Origin of the sequence: Kribbella kalugense, assembly GCF_004365875.1 — a bacterium.
Taxonomy (GTDB): domain Bacteria; phylum Actinomycetota; class Actinomycetes; order Propionibacteriales; family Kribbellaceae; genus Kribbella; species Kribbella kalugense.
In genome coordinates, this window is record NZ_SODF01000002.1 from 1,840,494 (window position 1) to 1,864,858 (window position 24,365).

Genomic DNA, 24,365 nt, shown 5'->3' on the forward strand with positions numbered 1-24,365 from the left:
CCTACTGCCGTCCCACGAACTCGGTGAACTCCGCTTCGATCCGCTCGGCGTGGCGGACGTAGATGCGCGCGGCGACGTACACCACTGGGTAGACGAGGATGCCGAGAATCACCCAGGGCAGCGGCAGGCCGAGAACGGACAGCGTGCGCGTCGGTGGGACGAGCCAGAAGAGCAGCGGGATGCTACCGAGGACGAGCAGTACGCCGGCGATGACGGCCAGCGTGAGCCGGAGTTGGGTCTGCACGAGCGAGAGCATGTAGATCTCGCCGAGCCGGGTCTGCTCGTCGATCTCGCGGGTGCCGGTGGGGTTAATGGGTCGTTTGGCCGCGCTGGCCCGGGGGTTGGTGACGCGGACCCTCCGTGGTGCGTCGGGCGTACTCATCGCAGGGAGGTGGATCGGACCAGGAGGTCGCGGAGCTCGCGAGTGTGCCGGCGGCTGACCGGGAGCCAGTCGCCGCCGACCCGGACTGCGCACCGGCCGCTGTCGACCCGCATCTCGTCGATGTGCGCCAGCGCGACCAGCGTGCTGCGGTGGATCCGCGTGAACCCTGCGTCCCGCCAGCGTTCCTCGAGGGTGCTGAGCGGGATCCGGACCAGGTGCGAGTTCTGGCCGGTGTGCAGACGGGCGTAGTCGCCCTGCGCCTCGACGTACCGGACCGTGGAGCGCTGGACCCATCGGGTGACACCGGCCAACTCGACTGCGATCGTCTCGTCCTCCGAGTCGTCAGGTGACTGCAGTGCAGCCGGTGCGCCCTGGGTGACCACCCGACGGACCGCCTCAGACAGCCGCTCGGCCCGGACAGGTTTCATGACGTAGTCGGCCGCGTCGAGATCGAAGGCGGCCACGGCGTGTTCGTCGTAGGCGGTGACGAAGACGATCCGGGGCCGTGGCTGGCGGAACTTGGACAGCACGCTGGCCAGGTCAATGCCGTCCAGACCTGGCATCTTGATGTCGCAAAACACCACGTCGAGGTCGGTGGCCTGCAGGATCTTCAGCGCGTCCGGGCCGTTCTCGGCTGTCAGGATCTGGCCGATCCGGGGGTCCTGGCCCAGCAGGTACACCAGCTCGGCCCGGGCGGGCTCCTCGTCGTCCGCGACCAGCGCGCGCAGCGGAGTGTCGGCCATGCCCTCACCTTAGGACCTGTCCGGCGTTCCCGCGCCTAACAGGCCCTACGGCGACGCGTGCACCCCTGAGGAGTATTTGGGGATGCGGAAAGTAACCTTCGTTCCGGCGTCCACTGCGGTCTCAACGACCAGGCCGTACGCGTCGCCGTACACCTGGCGCAGCCGGGCGTCCACGTTGCCGAGGCCGACCGAGTCGCTGCCGGTCTCGCCGGACAGGGCGGCTCGGATCACCTCGGGGTCGCTGCCGGCGCCGTCGTCCTCGACGCTGATCTCGGCTTCGTTGATCCGGTCCCGCGCGCGGATGCTGATGTGGCCGACTCCCGTCGTACCCTCCAGGCCGTGGCGTACGGCGTTCTCCACCAGCGGCTGGACGACCAGGAACGGGATGACCACCGGCAGCACCTCAGGCGCGATCTGCAGCGACACTTTGAGCCGATCACCGAAGCGGGCCTGCTCCAGCACCAGATAGCGCTCTACGTTGCGCAGCTCGTCCGCGAGCGTGGTGAACTCGCCGCCACGCCGCAGTGCGTAGCGGGAGAAGTCAGCGAACTCCAGCAGCAGTTCACGCGCCCGCTCGGGGTCAGTGCGCACGAACGACGCAATGGCGGCCAGAGCGTTGTAAATGAAGTGTGGGCTGATCTGGGCGCGTAGCGCGCGCAGCTCCGCCTCCATGGCCCGCGTGCGTTCCTTGTTGAGCTCGGCCAGCTCTACTTGACCGGACACCCACCGGGCGACCTCCTCGGTCGCTCTGACCAGTGCGGCCGAGGTGTTGTTGCTGTACGCGACCAGTACGGCGACCACGTGCTCCTCGGTGACGATCGGTGCCACCACCGCCGTCCGGATCGGGCACTGCGGGTCGCCGCAAGCCACGTCGTGTGCGCCGAGTACCGCCGTACGGCCGGACCGGAGGGTTGGTGCGGCCAGGTCCTTGGCGTCGCGGCGGTGATTGCTCTCGTACGGTCCGCCGACGCCGTCCCAGGCCAGTACACCCGAGGAGTCGCAGATCGCGATGGCCGCCGTACCCAGGAGATCTCTGAGGTGGCGGCTGGCTTTGCCGGCTGCTGCGGGGGTCAGGCCCTCGCGCAGGTGCGGGCTGGCCAGCGAGGCGGTATGCAGGGTCGCATACGTCGCCTTGTCAGCCGGAGTCCCGAAATGCTTCCGCCGCCGCGCGAACACTCCATGACGGTAACCGCTCAGCCCTCGGCACGCGGCCTGAACGCCTCCAGCGCCTCCGTGTCGGAGTAGTTCGACAGCAGGTACTCCGCGACCCACTCCTCCCGCCCCGGGTACGTCGACTCGCTCACGATCCGCTCCGCGGCCTTAGCAGCATCCAACGCAGTACGACGCAGTTGTACGCCGTCTGCGGTCAGCAAGGCCCAGCTCGGACCAGGTGCGCCGTACGGCATCCCGACACTGCCCGCGTTCACCACGAGCCGTCGATCGACCTGACGGGCGAACGGCATGTGGGTGTGACCGCAGACGACCGTCCTGACCTCGTCCGGAAGCTCACTGAAGACCTGTGCCCACCGAGCGATCGGACTGTCCACCAGCACCATCTCCTCGTCGTCCCGCGGAGTGGCGTGACAGAACAGCACATTCCCGATCGTCACGGTGGTGGGCAGTCCGGCCAGCAGCTCGACCTGGTCCGGTCGCAGTTGCTCCGCTGCCCACGGACCGACCGCATCCGGCGGCTCCTTGTCGTACTGCTTGCGAGCCATCTCCACGAGCTCCCGGTCCGCATTGCCGCGCACCCACACGGCCCGCTCGCCCAGCTCCTTGAGCACATCGAGCGTCTCCACCGGCTGCGGTCCACTCGCAATGTCCCCGGCCAGCACGATCAGGTCAGCCTCGTGAGCATCGGCCAGGACCGCCTCCAGCGCAGGCAGTACGCCGTGAATGTCAGCCAGCACAGCAACGGTTGTCATGCCAGCAGTCTGCCGCGAAAACCCTTGCCGCAAAGGGACATCTGCTCAGAGCAGATCAGCGGGCGAAGTCGATCTGTTTGGCGGCGACGACCTTGGTCGCGCGTTCGCACGCTGCAGTCTCGAGAGAACATCGCACGACCGTGCTCGTCGTGTTCGGATCCTGACCGCCGCCAGTTACGACGGCGACCATCAGGACATGCTGTTCGTCCTCGGCCGCGGCCCGGTAGAAACAGCCACTCCACTGGTTCCGTACGGCGCCACTGCGCGAGTCCAGCGCGGTGATGATGTTGCTGCAGAAGCTGTCGCCGTACGCCGGTGTGCCGATCGCGACGGAGCCGTCAGGAGTGAATCCGGTGATCCGGTAGTCGCAGGTCTTGAACCGCTTCTTGCCGGTCGCGATCTCGACGACGGTCGAGCAGCCGTCGGGGCTGCTCTTCGTGGGTACTACGGAAGCCAGCCGGCCGTCGCCCGAGACGGTCGTCGGATCTCCGGCGACTGTCTTCACCAGGGCGGGCTTGGCGGCGCCCGGCGTCCAGCTGTAGAGCTTCGACGTCAGCACCCCGCCCTTGCCGGAAGCCTTGTAGTAGACCGTGTTCTTCGCATATGCGAGCACGAAGATGCTCTGGACGTCCGGGAGCTCCAGGGACTTCACCGAGCCGCCGTTGTCCACGAAGAGCGTCGCGCCGTACGTCTGCTGTCCGACGATCACCGGTGGGGTGGTCGCGTACACCGCGGCCGACTGATCCGCCGTCCCGATGAGAGTCATGACGTTCGGGGTACGGCGAACCACTGCGCCGGCGGAGTCGACCTTCAGCAACTCACCCCCGGCGGTCGTTGCGAGCACACTGCTGCCCAGCCGGGCGACGTCCATCAGGCTGCTGCTACCGGGGACCTTCAGCTCCTTGCCGGCGCCGAGCACCGTGTGGTCCAACCGATAGGTCACCTGCGGATCCCGGCCCTGCGTCAGCTTGGCCGGCTGGAGTGCGATCGGGCCGGCTGGTGGCGCGGACGGAGTGGACGTCGGCGGTGGGGTCGGCGTCAGCTTCGGCTTCGGCGTCAAGGTCGGCGTGAGGATTGGCGTCGGGCTTGGCGTGGTGGCCGCCGACGGGATTGGGGTGAAGCTCGTGGTGCCACCCAGCGGCGCGGCGTCCAGCGAAGACGCGGACGTCGGACCTTGCCGGGAGGCGATCGCTCCGCCGACGGCAACAGCAGCCACGGCAGCGACCGCCACAACAGCGATCAGGCGGCCGATGTAAGGAGGGGTCAACTCAGTCCCCGATCAGGAGCGTGCCCTTGGCGAGCGGCGTGGCCAGCTCGCAGGCGCCGGTGGAGATCGTGCAGCGGATGATCGACGCCGGAGTCTCCTCACCGGTGTCGGCGAGCAGTAGTAGGTGCTGGTCGTCCTCAGGGATCCACTGCCGGAACACGCCGGACCACTCGTGCAGCAGAGTGCCCTTCTTCGCGTCCAGCACGGCGGCGATGCCGTTGCCGTAACCGTCCTGGTAGATCGGACCGGCGATCGCGGTCGCGCCGTCAGGGGTGAAGCCGACGATCTGGTAGTCGCAGGTGCGCCACAGTCGCTTGCCGGCCGGGATGGTGAGGAGGCTGCTGCAGCTGTTCTGGTCGGACAGAGTGGTCAGCGACCCCGCCGTACCGACGCTCGACACCGCCATCGCCTGCGGGACTGCGTCGATCGTGATCACCTTGGACTGATCGGGACTCCACTCGTACAGGGTGGAGGTCCCGTCCTGGGTCGTCGACGCGTCGAAGTACACCTTGTCGTTGAGGTAGCCCAGCAGTGTGGCGTTCCAGATGTTCGGCATGGTGATCTTCTGGACGCCGGCCCGGCCCTGGTCCTGCTCGGCGTAGAAGGTCGTTGCGCCGGTCGCCTCACCGGTGGCCTTCAGACGCGAGCCGACGTACGCGGCGCCGAGACCGTCGGCGGTGGTGATGATCTGGGTGACGTCCGGGGTCTGGCCGGTGACCTTGCCGTCGGTGTCGATGGTGAGCATCTCCGTGCCGTAGCCCTTGGTGACCACGGCGAGCGCCGACGAGCCGAGCCGGGCGACCGCCTGGATGTCGGTGCTGCCGGGGACCTTGACGTCGTTGCCGGCGCCACCGCGGATCGTTCGGCCGCTCAGGTAGGTGATCTGCGGCGCCCGGCCGGGTTGGAGCTTCTTGAGGTCGATCTTGGTTTTCACCGGTCCGGTGCTGATCGGAGTGGAGGTCTTGGCCTCCGGTGTCGTCGTCGAGGGCGTCGGCTTGGCGGTCGGCGTTGTGCTCGCGGACGGAGACTGGGAGCTGGAGAGCGGCGCCACATCGGCCTCCGCGGTCTGTGGGCCCTTGCGGTAGGCGAGGGCTCCGCCGCTGGCGATGGCGGCCACGGCGACAGCTGCTACCAGGGCGACCAGACGGCCGTTCTGCAGTCGCATCGGCGAGCTCCTATCGAACCTGGTCAGTTGGCACGGCGTGAATTGACCGGGCGGCGGACCACGGCCGAGGGGCCCCAGGAGCCCGCTGTCGGGAGATGTGACGTCGGAAAACACTGCTTTGTTCACTCCAGCGAACGGGTCGCAGGAGTGATCGAGCATAATTGCGCCATGGACCAGCCACCCCGGATCGGCCGGTACTCCCTGGTCCGCCGGGTGGGTGCCGGAGGTTTCGCGACCGTTTGGCTGGCCCGGGACGAGCAACTGGACGCCGAGGTCGCGGTCAAGATCCTGTCCGAGAACTGGGTCGAGGACGAGGATGTCCGTCGCCGGTTCCTGGCCGAGGGCCGGTTCCTGCGCAAGGTCGACTCGCTGTACGTCGTCGGTGTGCACGACATCGGCGAGGCCGACGACGGCCGCCCGTTCATGGTCCTCACCTACGCCGACGGCGGCACGCTCGCGGACCGGATCAAGGCCGGCCCGCTCGAGTTCGCCGAGGCGGTCCGGATCATCACCCAGGTCGGCCGAGGCCTGAAGCACCTGCACGCGCGCGGCGTACTGCACCGGGACGTGAAGCCGGCCAACGTGCTGTTCCGCACCGATCCGTCCGGCGACCGCGCGATGCTGTCCGACCTCGGTCTGGGCAAGTCGCTGGCCGAGGTCTCCCGGATCACGATGCCCGGCGGCACTCCGGCGTACGTCGCTCCCGAACAGGTGATGGGCGAGCGGCTGGACCACCGCGCCGACCTGTACTCGCTCGGTGCGGTCGCGTACGCCGCTTTCACCGGACAGGCACCACATGGCGTGGCCAGCCTCGGTGCGGTGATGCAGATCGACGCACCGCCGCCGTCGATGACCACGCTGCGCGAAGACGTGCCGGATGCGATCGACGTCGTCGTACGGCGTGCTCTGGAGCCGGACCGGGACCAGCGGTGGCCTGACCTGGACAGCTTCCTCAACGCGCTCCGTGAGGCGCACACCACGGGCAAGGTCCCGGCCAGGCTGGTGCCGGCCGCAGAGATGCCCACGCCGGCTGCCGCGACCGGTCCGGTCGACCAGGCGACCGCATTGGCCAGCTCCAACGAGCCGACCGTCGCAACACGGCCCCGGCGCAGGCGGCGTACCGCTGTCATCACTGCCCTCGCGGCTGTCGTTTTGGCAGCAGGCGGAGGGTACGGCGGGTATGAGTACGTCCTGAGCCGTTTGGTGAAGGTCGAGAACAAGCCACTGTCCGTCGAGGTCCCGCGTACCTGGTCGCAGAAGGCGGTCGACCAGGGGAACTCGTTGCTGGTCAGCACGAGTACGGCGAACTGGCAGAGCAATCCACAGATCGAGGGCGTCTTCGTCGGGCTGGTCACCGGGTCGACGCTGCCCAGAAGCACCACTGCGCCGGAGGGCTGTACTGCGGGTACTCCGGACACGTCTCAGCAGCAGGTGGTCACCTTCCAGTACAGCTGCAACCAGGGACCCGGCGTGGTCGAGCAGTACCGACAGCTCGACAAGACCAAGCAGCTCCGGATCCAGGTACGCGAGTCCGACCCGAAGCTCCGCCAAACCGTCCTCAACTCAGTGAACTACGCCCCACTAGGGGACTAGCGACGTCAAGGACGAGATCGACGCCTTGTGCATCCGGGGGATGACGTTGAGGGTGGCAGGGTCCGAGGCGTACAGGTACGAGCCGGACTCGTAGACCAGGTACGCGGTCCCGTTGTACTCCGTGATGCCTTCGGTCATGCTCGGTGCCCGGAAGCAGCTCAGTGCTGCGGCGTCCAGGTCTTTCTGACCGCGCTTCACCACATAGATGTTGCTGCGGTTCCCACGCCCGTACGACGTGCTGTAAATGAAGTGGCTCGCGGTGACGGTCAGTCCCTGCGTTTTGGTCGGGATCTCCCAAGCGCCTGCCTGTGTGGTCAGCGTGCCGTCGTCGGCGATCTTGTACTCGTACATGGTCCCGCGGCCGGTGTCGTTGAACGTCCCGGCGAACAGCGAGTCCCCGTAGCCCCCGATGAACGACGAGCCGGCCACGTCCCGCGCAGTACCGACCTGTGCGAGGTACGGCGTACCTGCTGCCTTCAACGCGTCACGTAGCTCGGTCAGCCGGTATTTCCGGATGCTGCTGCCCTGGCCGGCCACGAACGCCCAGCCTTTGCTCACGGTGATCCCACCGGCGTGTGTCTCGGCGATCGCGACCACACCGACCGTGGCGCCGGTGGACGGATTGATGCCGTAGATCTCGGAGTCCGCGCCCGCGCGGTACGCCGCGACGAGGAGCAGGTTCTGGCCGGAGCCGTCCCAGTTGTACCAAGTGCCGGCGCCTTGCGGGGTGTAGGTGCTGAGGTTCGGGATGCTCGCGCTGTTGCTGAAGCGGGCGTCGTACTTCTTCGATGCGGACGTACCGTCGTAGAACGTCGAGCCGCCGGTGGTGTCGGTGTCGCAGCTGATCGCGGCGTGCGCGGGCAGGGCTGCGGTGAGTGCGGTAGCGGTGGTGATCAGGGCGGTCGAGATGGCAAGAATGCGCATGGTGACCTCTGGAGGTTGGGCGGAAACCTACGAGAATTTCAGAGTAGATCGGCATTTAGTAACGTGCGAGGGTTCACCGGGCGTCGGTTCGCCGAACAGACGCCGTACCGTAGGCCTCATGACCGATCTGTCTGCGGCGATCGACCGCGTTCTGCCCAGTGTCCGTGCCGATCTCGAGGACCTCATCCGGATCCCGTCGGTCAGTTACGAACCGGCTCGTGCGGCCGACGTCCAGCGGTCCGCCGAGGCGACCGCGGCGTTGTTCGAGGCCGAGGGCTTCACGGTGAAGATCGTCCGGGCCGGCGACGGTGCGCCGGCGGTGATCGCGAAGAAGCCGGCCCCGGCAGGGAAGCCGACCGTGCTGCTCTACGCGCACCACGACGTACAGCCGACCGGACCGGTCGAGCAGTGGACGTCCGAGCCGTTCGTGCCGACCGAGCGCGATGACCGGCTGTACGGACGCGGTGCGGCCGACGACAAGGCCGGCATCGCCGCCCACCTGGCCGCCGTACGGGCCTTCGGCAACGATCTGCCGGTCGGCGTGACGGTGTTCGTCGAGGGTGAGGAGGAGATCGGCTCGCCGACCCTGCTGCAGTTGCTCGACGAGTACTCCGACGACCTCGCCGCGGACGCGATCGTGATCGCCGACTCCGGCAACTGGGAGGTCGGGACGCCGGCACTGACAGTGTCGCTGCGAGGCCTGGTCGAGGCGTACGTCGAGGTTCGGACGCTCGACCACGCGGTCCACTCCGGTCTGTTCGGCGGACCGATCCCGGACGCGCTGTCGGCGTTGTGCCGACTGCTCGCCACCCTGCACGACGACAAGGGCGACGTCGCGGTTGATGGGCTGCACGCGTCCCGGGCGGCGGACGTGGTGTACCCGGAGGACCGGCTGCGGGCGGAGTCTTCGGTGCTCGATTCCGTTCGGCTGACCGGCTCGGGTTCGCTGGTCGACCGGCTCTGGACCCGGCCGGCGGTGGCCGTGGTCGGCATCGACGCGCCGTCCGTGGCGGAGGCCAGCAACACGCTGGTGCCGGTCGCGCGGGCCAAGGTCAGCCTGCGGGTCGCGCCGGGTGATGACGCTCTGAAGGCGAGCGTTGCCTTGAAGGAGCACCTCGAGAGCCACGCGCCCTGGGGTGCGCAGGTCACCGTCACCGAGGGGCAGAACGGCCAGCCGTGCAGCGTGAACGCCCGCGGCGCCGGGTACGAAGCAGCCCGCTCGGCGTTCCAGGAGGCCTGGGGTGTCGAGCCCGTGGACATGGGAATGGGCGGCTCGATCCCGTTCATCGCCGAGTTCCAGCAGGCCTTCCCGGAGGCCGCGATCCTGGTCACCGGCGTCGAGGACCCGGACACCCGCGCCCACGGAATCGACGAGGGCCTGCACCTCGCCGAATTCCGCAAGGTCTGCCTAGCAGAGGCTCTGTTGTTGCAGAACCTCGCAAACCAAGCATGACCGGGCTTTCCGGCGACCCAGTGTTTGGCATAGGTTTCGGCGAGTGAAGATCGCAGTCGTACGGGAGACCAGACCGGCCGAGCGCCGGGTCGCGCTGGTGCCGGAACAAGTCGCGAAACTGATCGAGCTCGGCTACGAGGTCGCGGTCGAGCCGGCCGCTGGTGAACGTGCGCTGTTCTCCGACGACCTGTACCGCGACGCGGGTGCCGACGTGGCCTGGGGTGCCGACCACGCGGCGACGATCGTGACATCGGTTCAGCCGCTCGAGCGCGAGCGTCTGCAGCGGTTGCACGCAGGTACGGCGCTGATGTCGTTCCTGCCGACCAACCCGCCGGATGTGGTCCGTACCGCCACCCGCGCCAAGCTGACCGCGTTCGCGATGGAGCTGATCCCGCGGATCTCCCGGGCCCAGTCGATGGACGCGCTGTCCTCCCAGGCGCTCGTCGCCGGATACCGGGCCGCGATCGTCGCGGCCGAGCGGCTGCCGCGCTTCTTCCCGCTGAACATGACCGCCGCGGGTACGGTCCCGCCGGCGCAGGTCGTCGTACTCGGCGCTGGTGTGGCCGGTCTGCAGGCGATCGCCACCGCGAAACGCCTCGGCGCCGTCGTGAAGGCGTACGACGTTCGTACGGCGGCGGCCGAGGAGATCGCGTCGATGGGCGCCGTGCCGATCGAGCTCGAACTGGGCACGCTGGACGGTCCTGGTGGGTACGCCCGGGAGATGACGCCCGAGCGGGCTCAGCTCCAGCGGGAGCTGCTGACGCCGTACATCGCCGCCGCGGACGCGTTGATCACGACAGCCGCCGTACCAGGCCGGACCGCACCGATGCTGGTCTCGCGCTCCATGGTCGAGCAGATGAAGCCAGGCTCCGTGGTCGTCGACCTCGCCTCCGAACAGGGCGGCAACGTCGAAGGATCCGTCGCCGGGACCGAGCTGACCATCGGCGAAGCCCTGGTCTGGGGCGGTGCGAACGTGGCGAGCCAGATGGCCGGACCGGCGTCGCGGCTCTACGGTCAGAACATCGCGAACCTGATCCGGTTGATGACGCGGAACGCCGCGTTCGACCCCGACTTCGACGACGAGATCGTCCGCGGCTGCTGCGTCACCCACGACGGCAGCGTCCTGCACGAGCCCACCCGCAAACTCCTGGAGGGGCAGCTCCCGTGAGCGAGTCCATCGCGCTACTCACGATCTTCGTACTCGCGGCGTTCGTCGGGGTCGAGGTGATCAGCAAGGTCTCCTCGACCCTGCACACCCCGCTGATGTCCGGGGCGAACGCGATCCACGGCGTCATCCTGGTCGGCGCCATCATCGTTACCGGCGCGACCGACTCGACGATCGTGATGATCGTCGGACTGCTGGCCGTCGTACTCGCGACCGTCAACATGGTCGGCGGGTTCGTGGTCACGGACCGGATGCTCGAGATGTTCAAAGGCCCGGGGGCTCGCAAGAAGGAGCTGCACAAGTGATCCCCACCTGGGCCCAGATCGGCTATCTGGTCGCCGCGGTCTGCTTCATCGTCGCGCTGAAGGCGCTGTCGTCGCCGCGCAGCGCGCGGACCGGCAACCTGATCGGCGCCGCGGGTGCGGTACTCGCGGTGATCATCACGTTCGCGGCGTACAAGCCGAACCACCTGGCGCCGATCCTGATCGCGCTGGTGATCGGCACGGTCGGCGGTGTGGTCGGGTCGCGGCGGGTGCAGATGACCCAGATGCCGCAGCTCGTTGCCTTGTTCAACGGTGTCGGCGGTGGCGCGGCCGCGCTGGTCGCGTTGCTGGAGCTCGGCGAGGTCTCGTCCGACGCGACGGTCGCGGCGATCGCCTCGGCGTTCACGATCCTGGTCGGCGCGATCAGCTTCTCCGGATCGGTGGTGACGTTCACCAAGCTGCAGGAGCTGATGACGACCCGGCCGGTGACGTTCCCGGGGCTGCCGGTGCTGTTCATCGCGTCGATCCTCGGTGGCGTGGCGCTGAGCGTCTGGCTGGTGTCGGATCCGCGGGTGTGGGTCGGCGTACTGCTCTGCCTGGTCGGTCTCGCGATCGGCGTGATGCTGGTGCTGCCGGTGGGCGGTGCCGACGTACCGATCGTGATCTCGCTGCTGAACGCGTTCACGGGTCTGACGGTGGCCGCGAGTGGTTACGTGCTCGGCAACACGCTGCTGCTGGTGGCGGGCACGCTGGTCGGTGCGGCCGGTACGTTGCTGACCAAGCTGATGGCCGACGCGATGGGGCGGTCGGTCTTCAACATCCTCTTCGGTGCCGTCCGCGGTGGGTCGACGCTGGGTGCCGGCACGGTGTCCGAGCGGCCGGTGATCTCCGGTGGGCCGGAGGACGTCGCGATCCTGCTCGGGTACGCGAACAAGGTCATCATCGTGCCCGGGTACGGTCTCGCGGTCGCCCAGGCGCAACACACCCTCCGCGACCTGGTCGAGGAGCTCCAGTCCCGCGGGGTGAAGGTCGACTACGCCATCCACCCGGTGGCCGGCCGGATGCCCGGTCACATGAACGTGCTGCTGGCCGAGGCCCAGGTGCCTTATGAGCAGCTCCGCGAGATGGACGACATCAACGGCGACTTCAAGACGACGGACGTCGTACTGGTCGTCGGCGCGAACGACGTGGTCAACCCTGCCGCCCGCAACAGCCCGTCGGCCCCGATCTACGGCATGCCGATCCTGAACGCCGACGAGGCCCAGCGAGTCATCTTCCTCAAACGCTCCATGCGCCCCGGCTTCGCCGGCATCGAGAACGAACTCCTCTACGACCCGCGGACCACGTTGCTGTTCGGCGACGCCCGCGACTCGCTGACCAAACTCCTCGCGGCGTTGAAGACCGTCTGAGTGTCCCCGGGATATTCCCGGGGAACAACGTTGTCATCCGAAAAGGCGGGTACTAAACCACACCCGCGGCTTTCCCCGCAACCGTCTGGCACCTTCCTGCCCGAAATTCGCGGCAGCCGGTCCAGGCCGGTAAGAAGATCAGCACCCCATGGCCGCCCCCGGTCAACGACCTACCCCGGCCACCCGCCTCCGTTGCCCCGCTCCGCCCCCTCTGTTTGACTTTCCAACCGAGAGGCCCGGGCGGCGCACCCATTTCCCTCTCCTCCCCGCCCCACTCGAAGGAGACCCTTTTGCCTCACCCCCACCCACCCCTTTCCCGCTCCTGGGACTGGGGCTAATCCACCCACCCCCGCTGCGCCGCCCGAACCCCCAGTTCAAACCGCCCCGAAGCCCCCACCTGCTCCCCGAGCTTGGCGACAATCCGCCGCACGGTACGCATCGACACACCCAGCCGCCTCGCAACCTCCTCGTCCGTAGCGCCTTGCACCAAGAGCCTGAGGAGTTCCGAGTCCTGCGCGCTGATGCCGTGCGGCTCGACTGGAGTGTCGAATGGGTCGCGGGCCGTACGCCACAACTGTTGGAAGATCTCTGTGGCCAAGCGAACCACCGCGTTGCTGTGATGCACGACAGCACCAATCGAACTGTCCTCGGGATCGATACCCATCACTGCTGCGTCGTTGTCGAATATGATCAATCTGAAGGGAACTGAGGGCGTGATCCGGACTTTGCCGCCGAATTCGATCATGCGCTGGATAAAGTGGTTCACGCCGGCTTTCCTGAAGAAAGATTCGGGAAAGAGATAACGAATTTCGACTCCGCGGTCCAGGTGTGCGCGGTCGGGAGAGTTCTCGAAATCAGATCGCAGCAGGGCGTCGGCGACGAGTAGTCCCCAAATTGATTTAGTCGGCTGAAATCGCTGCATTCGCTGGTTCGCGCGCTCTGAGCCTTCGAAGATCTCGACGTCGCCTGCCGACTTCTCGGTCAGAAAATTTCCGTAGTCTGAGATGAACACCCCGGCGCGGAGTTGCTCGGCTCGAAGTTGGTGGCTGAGCCCATCGATCTCCTCCTGTCGCTGGGCTGTGAGACGCTCGAACGCGACCGCCGGGTCGAGCGGGTATTCCTCGAGGTTCGCCCAGTTCGGCGCGAGGAACCCGAGCTCGCGCAGTTTGTCCAGGTCCTGTGTCAGCTCCTTCTGGCTGAGACCCAGCTGTCCGGCCAGATCTGGCAACCGTGAGCCTTTCGCCAGTTCGGGCTCCTGAAGCAGCGCTCGGTAGACGGCCAGACGCCGCTCAGTGAGCCCGTACGACTCGAACAAGGCAGAGCTCAGACCCAGCCGCGCTTTGCGGCGGCTACGCCGAGTTCGAAGCGGCTGGCGGCGTCGAGGCGGTCGGAGAGGGTGGCGGTGATGCGGCGCGCAGTGCGGAGCGAGATGCCGAGCAGGCGAGCAACCTGCTCGTCCTTGGCTCCACCGGCGAGCAGTCGCAGCACTTCGGCCTCATGCGGGGTCAGCGGAGCGTCGTCCCGTTCGTCCGGGTCGAACAGTTCGGTGGCTTTGGACCAGTAGGCGTCGAAGAGCGACAAGGCGATGGCCAGTACTGCGGGGCTGCGATGGATGACTGCCCCTGCGGTCGGGCTCTCCGGGTCCATCGGCATGATGGCGATCTCGCTGTCGACAAGTAAAAGCCGCATCGGCAGCGTAGGCGTCACCCGTACTTCACAGCCGAGCTTGTGGACCGCGGCGGCGTACTCCATCGCCTGCTTCGAGGCGGTCATGCTCTGTAGGTAGACTGTCCGCAGTCTGATTCCGCGCTCGAGCAACGGCAGGTCCGGTGAGTCCTCGACGGAGCGAGCCGTGTCGTCGATATGCGTCGGCACAAGACCCCAGAAGGTCTCGCGCGCCTTCAGGGCCAGCTCCTCGATGCGACGGGACGCGTTTCCCCTGCCTTTGAGTATCTCGACGTCGCCGCTGCTGCGCGCGGTGAGGAGCTCGTTGTACTGCTCCGCGACGACCTCGGCGGTTGCCTCAGCCTCACGGAGCTCTCCGAGCTGTCTGTTCAACTCGCTGCGCCGGCGCTCGGCCAGGCCGGTGAGGCCGACTCGCGGGTGGACCGCATGCTCGCCGCCGGGATTTGTCCAGGTCGGAACCAGAAGATCGAGTTTCCGGAGCTTGTCCATCAGCTCCTGAACAGTGGCCGGCGATAGATCGACTAGCGCCGCTATCTGCTCGGGCGTACTGTCTGGGTGGCTGAGAAGGGCGTGATAGACCGCAAAGGTGGCTTCGTCCACCCCCAGCGGCTCGAACACCATCTTCTCCTCCGGAACTTGTCGGAACCGACCATATACAGAGCGCGTCGACAAAGAGCACTCATTAGCGGTTTCGGATTATTTCTGAAGGGACGAGCTGTGATCAAGAAGTTGCTGGCCGTAGTCAGTCTTGGGATCGTACTTGCTATCGGAGTGTCGGTCCCGGCTAGCGCTTCGACCGGCCAGGAGCCGGCCTGCCAGGCCCTCGTCTGCTGGTAAGCCAGATTTCATCGTCGTTCTCCCCAAACCGAGCGCGCTGGACGGACGTGGCCAAGCCACTCCCCGCCGTCCCGTAGACTGCGGGTGTGGCTCGTGGCGATGGTCGGCTTACTGATGAACTCGACCCGCAGGATCTGGGTCCGCAGGACGCTTGTGGCGTCTTCGGGGTCTGGGCGCCGGGGGAAGAGGTTGCCAAACTCACCTATTTCGGGCTCTACGCCTTGCAGCACCGGGGGCAGGAGTCGGCCGGGATCGCGGTCAGTAATGGGTCGCAGATTCTGGTCTACAAGGACATGGGGCTGGTCAGTCAGGCCTTCGACGAGGCCACGCTGGCTTCGCTCAGAGGGCATATCGCGATCGGCCACTGCCGGTACTCGACGACCGGTTCCAGTGTGTGGGCCAACGCGCAGCCGACGTTCCGCTCCACGGCGACCGGATCGATTGCGCTCGGCCACAACGGCAACCTGACCAACACCAGTGAGCTCGCCGCCAGTCTGAACGGCGAAGGTGACCTCGATCTCGGTCTGGACGCGGCCGTCGACCACGCCAAAGCGAATGCGAAGCACGGCGCCTCGAGTGACACCGACATCCTCACCTCGATGCTCGCCGGGTACCCGGACCTGACCATCGAGCAGGCCGCCGCCAAGATCCTCCCGAAGGTCAAGGGCGCGTTCAGTCTGATCTTCATGGACGAGAACACCCTGTACGCCGCCCGCGACCCGCAAGGCATCCGCCCGCTCGTACTCGGCCGACTGGAGCGCGGCTGGGTGATCGCCAGCGAGACCGCCGCCCTCGACATCGTCGGCGCCTCGTTCATCCGCGAGATCGAGCCGGGTGAGCTGGTCGCGGTCGACGCCGAAGGGCTCCGCTCGACGCGGTTCGCCGAGGCGGATCCGAAGGGTTGCCTGTTCGAGTTCGTGTACCTCGCCCGCCCGGACACCCAGATCTCCGGTCAGCGGATCTACTCGACCCGCGTCGAGATCGGCCGCAAGCTGGCCAAGGAGCACCCGGCCGAGGCCGACCTCGTCATCGCCACCCCCGAGTCTGGTACGCCGGGCGCGATCGGGTACGCCGAGGCGTCGGGCATCCCGTACGGCTCCGGCCTGGTCAAGAACGCGTACGTCGGCCGCACGTTCATCCAGCCCAGCCAGACGATCCGCCAGCTCGGCATCCGGCTCAAGCTGAACCCGCTCCGCGAGGTGATCGAGGGCAAGCGCCTGGTCGTCGTCGACGACACGATCGTCCGCGGCAACACCCAGCGCGCGGTCATCCGGATGCTGCGCGAGGCCGGCGCCAAGGAGATCCACGTCCGGATCACCGCGCCGCCGGTGAAGTGGCCGTGCTTCTACGGCATCGACTTCGCCAGCCGCGCCGAGCTGATCGCCAACGGGCTGAACACCGAGGAGATCTGCCGTTCGCTCGGCGCCGACTCGCTCGGGTACATCAGCCTGGACGGCCTGGTCGAGGCGACCACGGTCCCGATGGACCGGCTCTGCCGGGCCTGCTTCGACGGCGTCTACCCGGTAGACCTGCCCGACCCGGAGCACCTCGGCAAACACCTGCTCGAGCTGCCGGTGGCCACCGATGCCGACGGGCTGGCCGCGGTCTCCGGCGGTGGCGGTGCCGCCGACGCGCTGAGCCGCCCGTAACCCAGTCCCCCCGGGAGGACGGCGTACGCCGGGATCCCGGAGTACGCCGTACCGAGGAGAAGAACGTGAGCGAAGGCGCGAGCTACGCGTCCGCCGGGGTCGACATCGAGGCCGGAGACCGGGCCGTCGAGCTGATGAAGGAATGGGTGGCGAAGGCGACCCGTCCCGAGGTGGTCGGCGGGCTCGGCGGGTTCGCCGGGCTGTTCGACGCGACCGCCCTGACGTCGTACCGGCGGCCGCTGCTGGCGACCTCGACCGACGGGATCGGGACCAAGGTCGCGATCGCGCAGAAGCTGGACAAGCACGACACGATCGGGTTCGACCTGGTCGGGATGGTCGTCGACGACCTGGTCGTGTGCGGCGCGGAGCCGCTGTTCATGACCGACTACATCTGCACCGGCAAGGTGGTCCCGGAGACGATCGCGCAGATCGTGAAGGGCATCGCCGAGGCGTGTGTCGAGGCCGGTACGGCGCTGGTCGGCGGAGAGACCGCGGAACACCCGGGCCTGCTGGAGGTCGACGAGTACGACGTGGCCGGCGCTGCGACCGGAGTCGTCGAGGCGGACGAGGTGCTCGGCGCGGACCGTGTGCGCGCAGGCGACGTCGTACTGGCGATGGCGTCGTCGGGACTGCACTCGAATGGTTACAGCCTGGTGCGGCACGTGTTCTTCGAGCGGGCCAAGTGGACGCTGGACCGGGAGGTGCCGGAGTTGGGCACCACGCTGGGTGAGGTGCTGCTGACCCCGACCCGCGTCTACGCGAAGCACTGCCTGGAGCTGATCCAGGAGCTGAACGACGGCGACGGTCGGCCGCTGCACGCGATGTCGCACATCACCGGCGGCGGCTTCGCCGCGAACCTGGCCCGAGTCATCCCGGACGAGCTGTCGGTCCGGATCGACCGCTCCACGTGGACGCCGGCGCCGATCTTCGGGCTGGTCGGGCTGCTCGGCGATGTGGCGCTGCCGGAGCTCGAGAAGACCCTGAACATGGGCGCGGGCATGGTCGCAGTACTCGACCCGTCAGCCGCCGACACGGCGATCCAGGCGCTGGCCGCCCGCGACATCCCGGCCTGGGTATGCGGTGAGGTCACCGCAGCTCCCGGCGGCACCGTCACGCTGGAAGGCGCGTACGCCAAGTAAGCCGACCGGCTGTGCATCCCAGCACCACCTGGAAGCAGCTCTGGAACGAGCTGTCCGACGCCTCGGGCAGCTACGACCGCTGATCCGCCACAGGTGGTGCTGGTGTGATGGAACTCGTCGGACGCACGGTGAACTGCTCAGGCACCCCGAAGGGCGCTGAGCAGCTCAGCCGGGCTGATGTTGCTTACCGACGGGGGTGGTAGTCGTCGGCGTCGTCTCCGTCGCCGTCGTTCTCGCCGTTCGCAGAACGGTCGCCACCCTGGTCACCGGACAGCTCACGCTTGAGCTGGTCCAAGTCGGTGTCCCAGGTGCGGTACTTCAGGTCGCGTGCGACCTTCGTCTGCTTGGCCTTTGCACGGCCGCGCCCCATAGCGTCGACCCCCTCGCACAAGTCAACCGGGTACGCTGCGTGGCGCCCACGGATCAGTCGTCAGTAATCGTGGTTCAAGGATACCCGGAGCGCGGGATCGACACACGCACCGCCCCCGGCCAGTGGTCCGATGACAGCATCGATGGGGTGGGCCGATCCCCTCAAACCGGCCCACCCCACCGCGTCTTTCGGTGTTACTTCACTTCGCGACGTGAGCTAGCCCACAGTCCGACGATGGTCGGCAGGACGATCCAGACCCCGACCGCGGTGAGCGTCTCCGCCCCCATCCCGTGCAGGTCGCGCTCCGCGATCCGGCCGAGTGCGCCGAAGACGTCCAGCCAGTTCGCGTTGTCCTTGAACAGCGCCGGCCCGGCCAGCGACCAGGCGGTCGGCGCGATGAAGTACGCCAGGATCGCGACCGCGGTCTGCGGGATCAGCGCACCGAAGGCGGCACCCATCACCACGTTCAGCGCGACGGTCAGATATGCCCCGGCGAGCTGTCCGCCCAGTCCGGCGTACGACGTCGTGTGGTCGGTGACTGCCCCGGCCAGCGCCGTGCTCGCCAGCGCCAGTACGACGACACCGGTCATCACGACCGCGCTCAGCACGACCGCCGACACGAACTTGGCCAGCTGGACCCGGACCCGGCGCGGCGACAGCGTGAACGTGGTCAGCGCGGTCCGCTGCGTCCACTCCGACGTCATCGCCATCACGCCGATCACCGGCAGCAGGAGCATCACTCCGGTGGACGCAGCGCCGAGGAAGCCGTCGACGCCGGCCGGTCCCTGCGCCAGGTGAGTGATCTGCCAGGTCAGCGCGGCCAGTGCGATCAGCAGGATCGCGGCGATCAGGACTCGGCCGCTCCGGGTGTTGACGGATTTGCGTAGTTCGATTGCAACTAGTTTCAGAAATGACTGGCCGCGAGCGGGCGGCAGCGCGGTCGCTACCTCGGCCCGGTGCTTGGCCGGTGCGACGGTCGGGACATCTTCGGTCACGGTGGTCATAGCGATGCTCCAGAAGTAGGTGTGATCAGGCAGCAGCGGCGACGGGCGTGGTGGTCAGCTGGAAGAACAGGTCCTCCAGGCCGGCGCCGTCGCTCTGGCGGAGTTCGATGAGGATCTGACCGGCAGCGGCGGCGGCGCGCCCGACCTGCTCGGCGGTGGCGTCGACGCGCAGCGAGCCGTCGTGCTGCGGCTCGAGGTTCAGTCCGGCCGCGGTCAGGGCCTCGTTCAGGCCGATCGGGTCGAGACCGCGGACCAGCGTGCCGGTCCCGGCGAGAAGCTCGTCCAGCGAACCGTTGGCGACGATCCGGCCGCCGCCGATGACGACCAGCCGGTCGACGGTTGCCTGGACCTCACCGAGCAGGTGGCTGGACAGGATGACCGTTCCGCCGCGGACGGCGAAGTCCTGCAGCAGTCCGCGCATCCAGCGGATGCCCTCCGGGTCCATCCCGTTGGCGGGCTCGTCGAGGATGAGTACGGCGGGGTCGCCGAGCAGCGCGGCGGCGATTCCGAGCCGCTGGCGCATACCGAGCGAGTACTGACCGACGCGGCGTTTCGCGGCGTGGCCGAGTCCGACCGCCTCGAGCATCTCGTCGGCGCGGGTCTTCGGCACACCGAGCAGACTGGCGTTCAGCAGCAGCGTCTCGCGGCCGGTCCGGCCCGGATGCTGCGCGGCCGCGTCCAGCATGACCCCGACGACCCGGCCCGGGTTCGGCAGGTCGGCGTACCGCTTGCCGGCGATGGTGGCGGTGCCGGAGGTCGGCGGCGTGAGGCCGGTGAGCATCCGCAGCGTGGTGGACTTGCCGGCGCCGTTCGGGCCGAGGAAGCCGGTGATGCTGCCCGGCTGAACGGTGAACGACACGTCCTGGACAGCCGTGGTGCTGCCGTAGCGCTTGGTCAGGTTCTCGACGGTGATCATGACAACGAGTCAACCGTCCGGGACCCCTGTCCCACATCGGACGAGCGGCTGCAACGACCCCCTACGAAAGTTGTCCGGAACAGCCCGGAACCCACCCGGAAGGGGGACGTCGTCGCGTCGACCGTCGAACTACAGTGACGGAATGCGACGGTTGCGCCGGTGGTACGCCTGGTGGGTCAGGCATGCCCCGCGGCTGCGCGACATCCTGTACGTCGGCTTCAGCCTGCTGACCATCGTCGCGCAGGCCGCGTCCGGCGGCGGCTGGTCCGCCAAGGACTGGTACGTGCTCGGCGCCGGCGTGGTCGCCTCGGTCGCTCTGATCTGGCGGCGGCGGTTCCCGGTCACGGTCACCGCGATCTCCGTCGTCGCGATGCTGACCGCGGGCATCTTCGTCCCGATGGGACTCGCCCTGCTGACGCTGTCGATCCGCCGCCGCGACCTCGCCCTCGCCTTCCTCAGCCTGGCCGCGTACGGCGCCTATGTCTTACATACCGTCAGTAGCGGTGGCGCGGCCTGGGTAACGCTGTTCACGGCACCGTTCCTGGTCGGGACCTGGGTCGCGATCGGCGCCTACATCGGCGCCCGCCGAGACCTGATGGCATCACTGCGGGACCGCGCCGAGCGGGCCGAGGCCGAGCGCGAACTGCGCAGCGAGCAGGCCCGCTTGGGCGAGCGGGCCCGGATCGCCCAGGAGATGCACGACGTCCTCGCGCACAAGGTCTCGCTGATCGCCCTGCACGCCGGCGGCCTCGAGGTGAACCCGGCGGTCGGCGCGGACAAGGTCGAGGGTTCGGCCCGGCTGATCCGCGAGACCGCACGGCAGGCGATGGAGGACCTCCGCGAAGTTCTCGGCGTACTGCGGACTGACGTCAGCGTGGCCGGAGCCGATCTGGCGCCGGTGCCGCAAGCTGCGGACCTGGAGCGACTGATCGAGGCGTCCCGGGACGCGGGCGTGACTGTGGGCTATGAACTCGAACTTCCGAACGACGTACCGGACTCGGTCGGGCGGACCGTGTATCGGCTGGTCCAGGAGTCGTTGACGAATGTGCACAAACACGCACGCGCTGCTGCGACCGAAGTACAGGTCCATGGCGCTCGGGGAGAAGGCGTGACGGTCAGGGTGACGAACGTACGACCAGTGGCTGCTGATTCACTGCTGCCTGGTGCCGGTGCGGGCCTGGTTGGGCTCCGTGAGCGAGTGCAGCTGGTAGGCGGCCGGCTGACCACCGGGCCGACGACAGAAGGCGGCTGGCGGGTCGAAGCCTGGCTGCCGTGGGACGACCATCGGCAGGACGCCGAGCCAGTGTTCGTAGATACGGTGTTGGATCGCAAGGATGGGGAACGATGACGCGGCTGCTGATCGTGGACGACGAGGCGCTGGTGCGGGCCGGGCTGAAGATGATCCTCGAGTCCGACGACGAGCTCGAGGTGGTCGCCGAGGCCGAGGACGGCGCGGATGCCGCGACGATGGTCAAGGAGCACCGGCCGGACGTCGTACTGATGGACATCCGGATGCCGCGGCTGGACGGGCTGGCTGCGACCCGGGAGGTGCAGGCCCTGCCGGATCCGCCGAAGATCGTCGTACTGACGACGTTCGACCTGGACGACTACGTGTTCCGCGCGCTGCAGGCGGGCGCCAGCGGGTTCCTGCTCAAGGACACGCCGCCGCGCGAACTGGTGCAGGCGATCAAGGTGGTGGCGGCCGGGGACGCGATGCTGTCGCCGGCCGTGACCCGGCGGTTGATCGGCCACTTCGCCGGAGACCCCCGCACGGACCGGCGGCGGGCGGCGCGGGAGCGGATCAGCAAGCTCACCGAGCGGGAGCGCGAGGTGCTGGTCGAGGTCGGCCGCGGCCTGCAGAACGCCGACATCGGCCGGAAGCTCTTCATGAGCGAAGCCACCGTGAAGGCACACGTGTCCCGCGCCCTCGTGAAGCTCGATGCCACCAACCGCGTCCAAGTCGCGATCCTGGCCTACGAAGCCGGACTCCTCGACGGCTAAAAGAAGCCGGCCCGCGCCGTCGGAGGGGTGGGTCGACGGCCCGGGCCGGTTTCGGTGGTCAGCGTGCCTGGGGGGATAGGACGCTGACGACCGGTCGGCACCCAATGGGGGGAAGGGCGCCGACCGGTGAGGACTCAGATGTGGCCGAAGGCCACGCTGCTGGTCCAGATCTTCGCCTTGGCGACCGGGCGGCCCGGCTTCGAGGCGTGCCACAGCATGTTGCCACCGGCGTAGATGCCGACGTGGTACACGCCGCCACCACCGTTGCGGAAGAACACGAGGTCACCGGGCTTGGCGGCCTTGCGGCTGATGTGCTTGGTCGCGCTGTACTGCTGGCGCGCCGTGCGGGGCAGCTTGTGGCCGGCCTTCTTGTACACGAAGCCGGTGTAGCCGGAGCAGTCGAAGCCGCGGGTGGTCGTGCCGCCGTAGCGGTACGGCGTGCCCTTGAGCTTGGCCGCCTCCCGGAGCACCTTGGCCCGGAACGTGGTCGTGCCGCTGCTGGCGCCGTACTTGCCGTAGAGCACCTTGTGCTTCGCGGCCCAGGTCAGGCGACCCCAGGTGTTCTTGTCCATGTAGCCGGTGGACTTCAGGCCCCACGACGTCTGGAACTTCTTCAGCACCCGGACGGTGCTGTTACCGAAGTAGCCGTCCGGCCCCAGGTGCAGGGCGCGCTGGACGTACTTCACGGTCGGGCCGGAGTCGCGGAACCGGAGCAACGGCCGGCTCGGAACGCTCATGTGGCCGCGCTGCGCAGCCGCGGTCATGGTGGCCGCGGAGGCGGTCGCCGGAGTGGTGCTCAGGCTGAGAGCGGCTCCACCACCGACAGCGAGACCCACCGAGAGAACGGCGGCTGCTGCGCGGGGTGCGGCTGGCTTGCTGGTCCTGCGGTGCTTCGCCAGGGTCCGGCCGGTAGGCCGGTCGGTACTGGCTTCAGCGTGGCTGACGGCGCGCGTAAGCGACGTCCGTCGGGCAGTGACGGGCATGGTTGTCTCCCGACGCCTGTGAAGTTAGCTGTCGGGTTCGGGCTGGGATTCATAGCCCGGTCCGCTCCCGCGGACTTCACCCCAGGGTCTCGGCCACTCACGGTCGAGACCCAACTTCATGGGTCCCCCACCCCTGCCATGTGTTTCGAGGGGAGCACATGGGCCCTGGCAGGGCTCGGCGTTGACCCGTGTGCAGTTCGTGTTGTTTACCGAACCGCCGACGACTGTATAACAGAACGATCACGACGCAAACCCTCAGATCGACAAAGTCCCTCCCGAATGGCTGTGAGAGGGCTTCTGACGGGTCAACAGGTCCAGGTGAACACCAGGTGTCCTGAGCGCGGCTGAGCGGGGCGCAGGCGGGAAATGGCGGCTCGGGTGTGACCCCAATCACATTTCGTGGTGGCTATCTGTGACAACGGGCACAGAGGGTGGTCAGGGTGCCCTAAAGTCCTTGTGGATTCAGCTATTTCCGAGCAGCTCGCGGAACCGCTCCAGGCCCACGTTCCCGCCTGAAAGCACCACTCCGACGCGCTCCGGCAGCCCGTGGATCCGTCCGGCCAGCAACGCGGCCAGCGCGCTCGCCCCGCTCGGCTCCAGCACGATCTTCAGCCGCTCGAACGCGAACGCCATCGCGGCCACGATCTCCTCGTCGCTGACCAGCTCGAACGACTCGACCAGCCGCCGGTTCACAGCGAACGTCAGCTCGCCCGGTATCGAGATCGCCTGCCCGTCCGCGATCGTCCGCGGTACGGCGATCTCCACCCGCTCGCCCGCCACCAATGAGCGGGCGTGGTCGTCGCCGGCCGCCGGCTCGACCCCGATCATCCGGATCCCCGGACACATCAGCGTCGCCGCGGTCGCGCAGCCGGCCATCAGCCCACCTCCGCCGACCGGGACCAGCATCGCGCCGAGGTGCCCGACCTGCTCGAGCATCTCGAGCGCGACCGTCCCCTGCCCCGCCATCACGTCGTAGTGGTCGTACGGCGGGATCAGCGTCCGCCCGCGCTCTTTCGCCAACTCCTGGGCCAGCGCGGTCCGGTCCTGCGTGTACCGGTCGTACGTCACCACCTCGGCGCCGTACCCGCGGGTCGCGGCCAGCTTGGTCGGCGGCGCGTCCTCCGGCATCAAGATGACCGCGCTCGTCCCGGCGAGCCGCGCCGCGAGTGCGACGGCCTGCGCATGGTTGCCCGAGGAGTACGCCGCGACGCCGGACCGGAGCTGGTCCGGTGTCAGCAGGCTGATCGCGTTGTACGCGCCGCGGAACTTGAACGCGCCGATCCGCTGGAAGTTCTCCGCCTTGAGGAACACCTCGGCGCCGACCCGCTCATTCAGGGTCCGCGACGTGAGTACCGGCGTACGGTGCGCGACCCCGGCGAGGCGATCCGCCGCGGCCTGGACATCGGAGAGACTTAGCTCGGCCATGAGGTGACGTTATTACCGATGTCAAGATCGGTTGGCCGGCTCCGTACTGATGGACGAGAGGCACCC

23 protein-coding genes and 1 riboswitch are annotated in these 24,365 nt (G+C 67.9%); of the genes, 9 read left to right on the forward strand and 14 right to left on the reverse strand.

Going from position 1 to position 24,365, the window contains the following annotated elements:
* Position 1 precedes the first annotated feature (1 nt).
* From EV650_RS26680 to EV650_RS26705, 6 genes are read right to left on the reverse strand one after another with little or no spacing between them, the layout of a single operon-like run.
* Positions 2–382: a hypothetical protein gene (locus EV650_RS26680; protein WP_134121731.1), complete on the reverse strand. Its 381-nt coding sequence runs from the start codon at positions 380–382 to the stop codon at positions 2–4.
* Positions 379–1,125: a LytR/AlgR family response regulator transcription factor gene (locus EV650_RS26685; RefSeq protein ID WP_134121732.1), complete on the reverse strand. Its 747-nt coding sequence runs from the start codon at positions 1,123–1,125 to the stop codon at positions 379–381. The genes EV650_RS26680 and EV650_RS26685 overlap by 4 nt, the downstream gene beginning before the upstream one ends.
* Before the next feature lie 45 nt (positions 1,126–1,170).
* The gene (locus EV650_RS26690; protein WP_134121733.1) at positions 1,171–2,301 is read right to left on the reverse strand and encodes a histidine kinase; all 1,131 of its coding nucleotides are present in this window, start codon (positions 2,299–2,301) and stop codon (positions 1,171–1,173) included.
* A 17-nt stretch (positions 2,302–2,318) separates the two neighbouring features.
* The gene (locus EV650_RS26695) at positions 2,319–3,050 is read right to left on the reverse strand and encodes a metallophosphoesterase family protein (protein ID WP_134121734.1); all 732 of its coding nucleotides are present in this window, start codon (positions 3,048–3,050) and stop codon (positions 2,319–2,321) included.
* 55 nt (positions 3,051–3,105) lie between these two features.
* On the reverse strand, positions 3,106–4,317 hold the full coding sequence (locus EV650_RS26700) for a hypothetical protein (protein ID WP_134121735.1): 1,212 nt from the start codon (positions 4,315–4,317) through the stop codon (positions 3,106–3,108).
* Between the two features lies 1 nt (position 4,318).
* Entirely contained in the window at positions 4,319–5,482 is a 1,164-nt protein-coding gene (locus EV650_RS26705) for a hypothetical protein (protein WP_134121736.1), read from the reverse strand.
* Between the two features lie 168 nt (positions 5,483–5,650).
* On the opposite strand from EV650_RS26705, the gene EV650_RS26710 reads away from it, so the two are divergent.
* The gene (locus EV650_RS26710; RefSeq protein WP_134121737.1) at positions 5,651–7,075 is read left to right on the forward strand and encodes a serine/threonine-protein kinase; all 1,425 of its coding nucleotides are present in this window, start codon (positions 5,651–5,653) and stop codon (positions 7,073–7,075) included.
* On the opposite strand, the gene EV650_RS26715 is transcribed toward EV650_RS26710, so the two are convergent.
* Positions 7,064–7,999 (reverse strand): hypothetical protein, encoded by a 936-nt coding sequence (locus tag EV650_RS26715; RefSeq protein ID WP_134121738.1) that lies wholly within the window; start codon positions 7,997–7,999, stop codon positions 7,064–7,066. The genes EV650_RS26710 and EV650_RS26715 overlap by 12 nt on opposite strands.
* Before the next feature lie 118 nt (positions 8,000–8,117).
* Between EV650_RS26715 and EV650_RS26720 the strand changes: the two genes are divergently transcribed.
* Genes EV650_RS26720 through EV650_RS26735 form a run of 4 tightly spaced genes read left to right on the forward strand, consistent with a single transcriptional unit; the run spans position 8,118 to position 12,289 of the window.
* Positions 8,118–9,452 (forward strand): dipeptidase, encoded by a 1,335-nt coding sequence (locus EV650_RS26720; protein WP_134121739.1) that lies wholly within the window; start codon positions 8,118–8,120, stop codon positions 9,450–9,452.
* Positions 9,453–9,495: 43 nt separating this feature from the next.
* Complete coding sequence (locus tag EV650_RS26725) at positions 9,496–10,620, forward strand: NAD(P) transhydrogenase subunit alpha (protein WP_134121740.1); 1,125 nt, start codon at positions 9,496–9,498, stop codon at positions 10,618–10,620.
* Complete coding sequence (locus tag EV650_RS26730; protein ID WP_134121741.1) at positions 10,617–10,922, forward strand: NAD(P) transhydrogenase subunit alpha part 2; 306 nt, start codon at positions 10,617–10,619, stop codon at positions 10,920–10,922. The genes EV650_RS26725 and EV650_RS26730 overlap by 4 nt, the downstream gene beginning before the upstream one ends.
* On the forward strand, positions 10,919–12,289 hold the full coding sequence (locus EV650_RS26735) for an NAD(P)(+) transhydrogenase (Re/Si-specific) subunit beta (protein ID WP_134121742.1): 1,371 nt from the start codon (positions 10,919–10,921) through the stop codon (positions 12,287–12,289). Before EV650_RS26730 ends, EV650_RS26735 begins: the two co-directional genes overlap by 4 nt.
* A gap of 334 nt (positions 12,290–12,623) precedes the next feature.
* On the opposite strand, the gene EV650_RS26740 is transcribed toward EV650_RS26735, so the two are convergent.
* Together EV650_RS26740 and EV650_RS26745 are read right to left on the reverse strand one after the other, a co-directional pair.
* Positions 12,624–13,604 carry a helix-turn-helix transcriptional regulator gene (locus tag EV650_RS26740; protein ID WP_134121743.1) on the reverse strand — a complete coding sequence of 327 codons (981 nt, stop codon included), beginning with the start codon at positions 13,602–13,604 and terminating at the stop codon, positions 12,624–12,626.
* Positions 13,605–13,612: 8 nt separating this feature from the next.
* Positions 13,613–14,596, reverse strand: a complete 984-nt coding sequence (locus EV650_RS26745; RefSeq protein WP_134121744.1) for a helix-turn-helix transcriptional regulator — start codon at positions 14,594–14,596, stop codon at positions 13,613–13,615.
* 302 nt (positions 14,597–14,898) lie between these two features.
* On the opposite strand from EV650_RS26745, the gene purF reads away from it, so the two are divergent.
* Both purF and purM read left to right on the forward strand, forming a co-directional pair.
* On the forward strand, positions 14,899–16,461 hold the full coding sequence (gene purF, locus EV650_RS26750; RefSeq protein ID WP_134121745.1) for an amidophosphoribosyltransferase: 1,563 nt from the start codon (positions 14,899–14,901) through the stop codon (positions 16,459–16,461).
* 65 nt (positions 16,462–16,526) lie between these two features.
* Positions 16,527–17,600, forward strand: coding sequence for a phosphoribosylformylglycinamidine cyclo-ligase (gene purM / locus EV650_RS26755; RefSeq protein ID WP_134121746.1), 1,074 nt, complete (start codon positions 16,527–16,529; stop codon positions 17,598–17,600).
* Positions 17,601–17,784: 184 nt separating this feature from the next.
* On the opposite strand, the gene EV650_RS26760 is transcribed toward purM, so the two are convergent.
* From EV650_RS26760 to EV650_RS26770, 3 genes are all read right to left on the reverse strand, one after another.
* Positions 17,785–17,970, reverse strand: a complete 186-nt coding sequence (locus tag EV650_RS26760) for a DUF3073 domain-containing protein (protein ID WP_130387089.1) — start codon at positions 17,968–17,970, stop codon at positions 17,785–17,787.
* A gap of 194 nt (positions 17,971–18,164) precedes the next feature.
* Positions 18,165–18,974, reverse strand: a complete 810-nt coding sequence (locus tag EV650_RS26765) for an ABC transporter permease (RefSeq protein WP_134121747.1) — start codon at positions 18,972–18,974, stop codon at positions 18,165–18,167.
* Positions 18,975–18,999: 25 nt separating this feature from the next.
* Positions 19,000–19,890 (reverse strand): ABC transporter ATP-binding protein, encoded by an 891-nt coding sequence (locus EV650_RS26770; protein ID WP_134121748.1) that lies wholly within the window; start codon positions 19,888–19,890, stop codon positions 19,000–19,002.
* A gap of 142 nt (positions 19,891–20,032) precedes the next feature.
* On the opposite strand from EV650_RS26770, the gene EV650_RS26775 reads away from it, so the two are divergent.
* Positions 20,033–21,238: a sensor histidine kinase gene (locus tag EV650_RS26775; RefSeq protein WP_134121749.1), complete on the forward strand. Its 1,206-nt coding sequence runs from the start codon at positions 20,033–20,035 to the stop codon at positions 21,236–21,238.
* On the forward strand, positions 21,235–21,891 hold the full coding sequence (locus EV650_RS26780) for a response regulator (RefSeq protein WP_134121750.1): 657 nt from the start codon (positions 21,235–21,237) through the stop codon (positions 21,889–21,891). The genes EV650_RS26775 and EV650_RS26780 overlap by 4 nt, the downstream gene beginning before the upstream one ends.
* 134 nt (positions 21,892–22,025) lie before the next feature.
* Here EV650_RS26780 and EV650_RS26785 read toward each other — a convergent pair whose 3' ends face one another.
* The gene (locus EV650_RS26785; RefSeq protein WP_134121751.1) at positions 22,026–22,874 is read right to left on the reverse strand and encodes a C40 family peptidase; all 849 of its coding nucleotides are present in this window, start codon (positions 22,872–22,874) and stop codon (positions 22,026–22,028) included.
* A riboswitch (cyclic di-AMP (ydaO/yuaA leader) is annotated at positions 22,874–23,041 on the reverse strand. (Overlaps the previous gene by 1 nt.)
* Before the next feature lie 295 nt (positions 23,042–23,336).
* Positions 23,337–24,299, reverse strand: a complete 963-nt coding sequence (locus tag EV650_RS26790) for a pyridoxal-phosphate dependent enzyme (protein WP_134121752.1) — start codon at positions 24,297–24,299, stop codon at positions 23,337–23,339.
* Between the last annotated feature and the right edge of the window lie 66 nt (positions 24,300–24,365).

Bases quoted from the DNA above. Each gene is read 5' to 3' on its own strand.
- EV650_RS26680 (WP_134121731.1), bottom strand. From the start codon at position 382: ATGAGTACGCCCGACGCACCACGGAGGGTCCGCGTCACCAACCCCCGG.
- EV650_RS26685 (WP_134121732.1), bottom strand. From the start codon at position 1,125: ATGGCCGACACTCCGCTGCGCGCGCTGGTCGCGGACGACGAGGAGCCC.
- EV650_RS26695 (WP_134121734.1), bottom strand. From the start codon at position 3,050: ATGACAACCGTTGCTGTGCTGGCTGACATTCACGGCGTACTGCCTGCG.
- EV650_RS26705 (WP_134121736.1), bottom strand. From the start codon at position 5,482: ATGCGACTGCAGAACGGCCGTCTGGTCGCCCTGGTAGCAGCTGTCGCC.
- EV650_RS26710 (WP_134121737.1), top strand. From the start codon at position 5,651: ATGGACCAGCCACCCCGGATCGGCCGGTACTCCCTGGTCCGCCGGGTG.
- EV650_RS26715 (WP_134121738.1), bottom strand. From the start codon at position 7,999: ATGCGCATTCTTGCCATCTCGACCGCCCTGATCACCACCGCTACCGCA.
- EV650_RS26720 (WP_134121739.1), top strand. From the start codon at position 8,118: ATGACCGATCTGTCTGCGGCGATCGACCGCGTTCTGCCCAGTGTCCGT.
- EV650_RS26745 (WP_134121744.1), bottom strand. From the start codon at position 14,596: ATGGTGTTCGAGCCGCTGGGGGTGGACGAAGCCACCTTTGCGGTCTAT.
- EV650_RS26760 (WP_130387089.1), bottom strand. From the start codon at position 17,970: ATGGGGCGCGGCCGTGCAAAGGCCAAGCAGACGAAGGTCGCACGCGAC.
- EV650_RS26765 (WP_134121747.1), bottom strand. From the start codon at position 18,974: ATGACCACCGTGACCGAAGATGTCCCGACCGTCGCACCGGCCAAGCAC.
- EV650_RS26770 (WP_134121748.1), bottom strand. From the start codon at position 19,890: ATGATCACCGTCGAGAACCTGACCAAGCGCTACGGCAGCACCACGGCT.
- EV650_RS26775 (WP_134121749.1), top strand. From the start codon at position 20,033: ATGCGACGGTTGCGCCGGTGGTACGCCTGGTGGGTCAGGCATGCCCCG.
- EV650_RS26780 (WP_134121750.1), top strand. From the start codon at position 21,235: ATGACGCGGCTGCTGATCGTGGACGACGAGGCGCTGGTGCGGGCCGGG.
- EV650_RS26785 (WP_134121751.1), bottom strand. From the start codon at position 22,874: ATGCCCGTCACTGCCCGACGGACGTCGCTTACGCGCGCCGTCAGCCAC.
- EV650_RS26790 (WP_134121752.1), bottom strand. From the start codon at position 24,299: ATGGCCGAGCTAAGTCTCTCCGATGTCCAGGCCGCGGCGGATCGCCTC.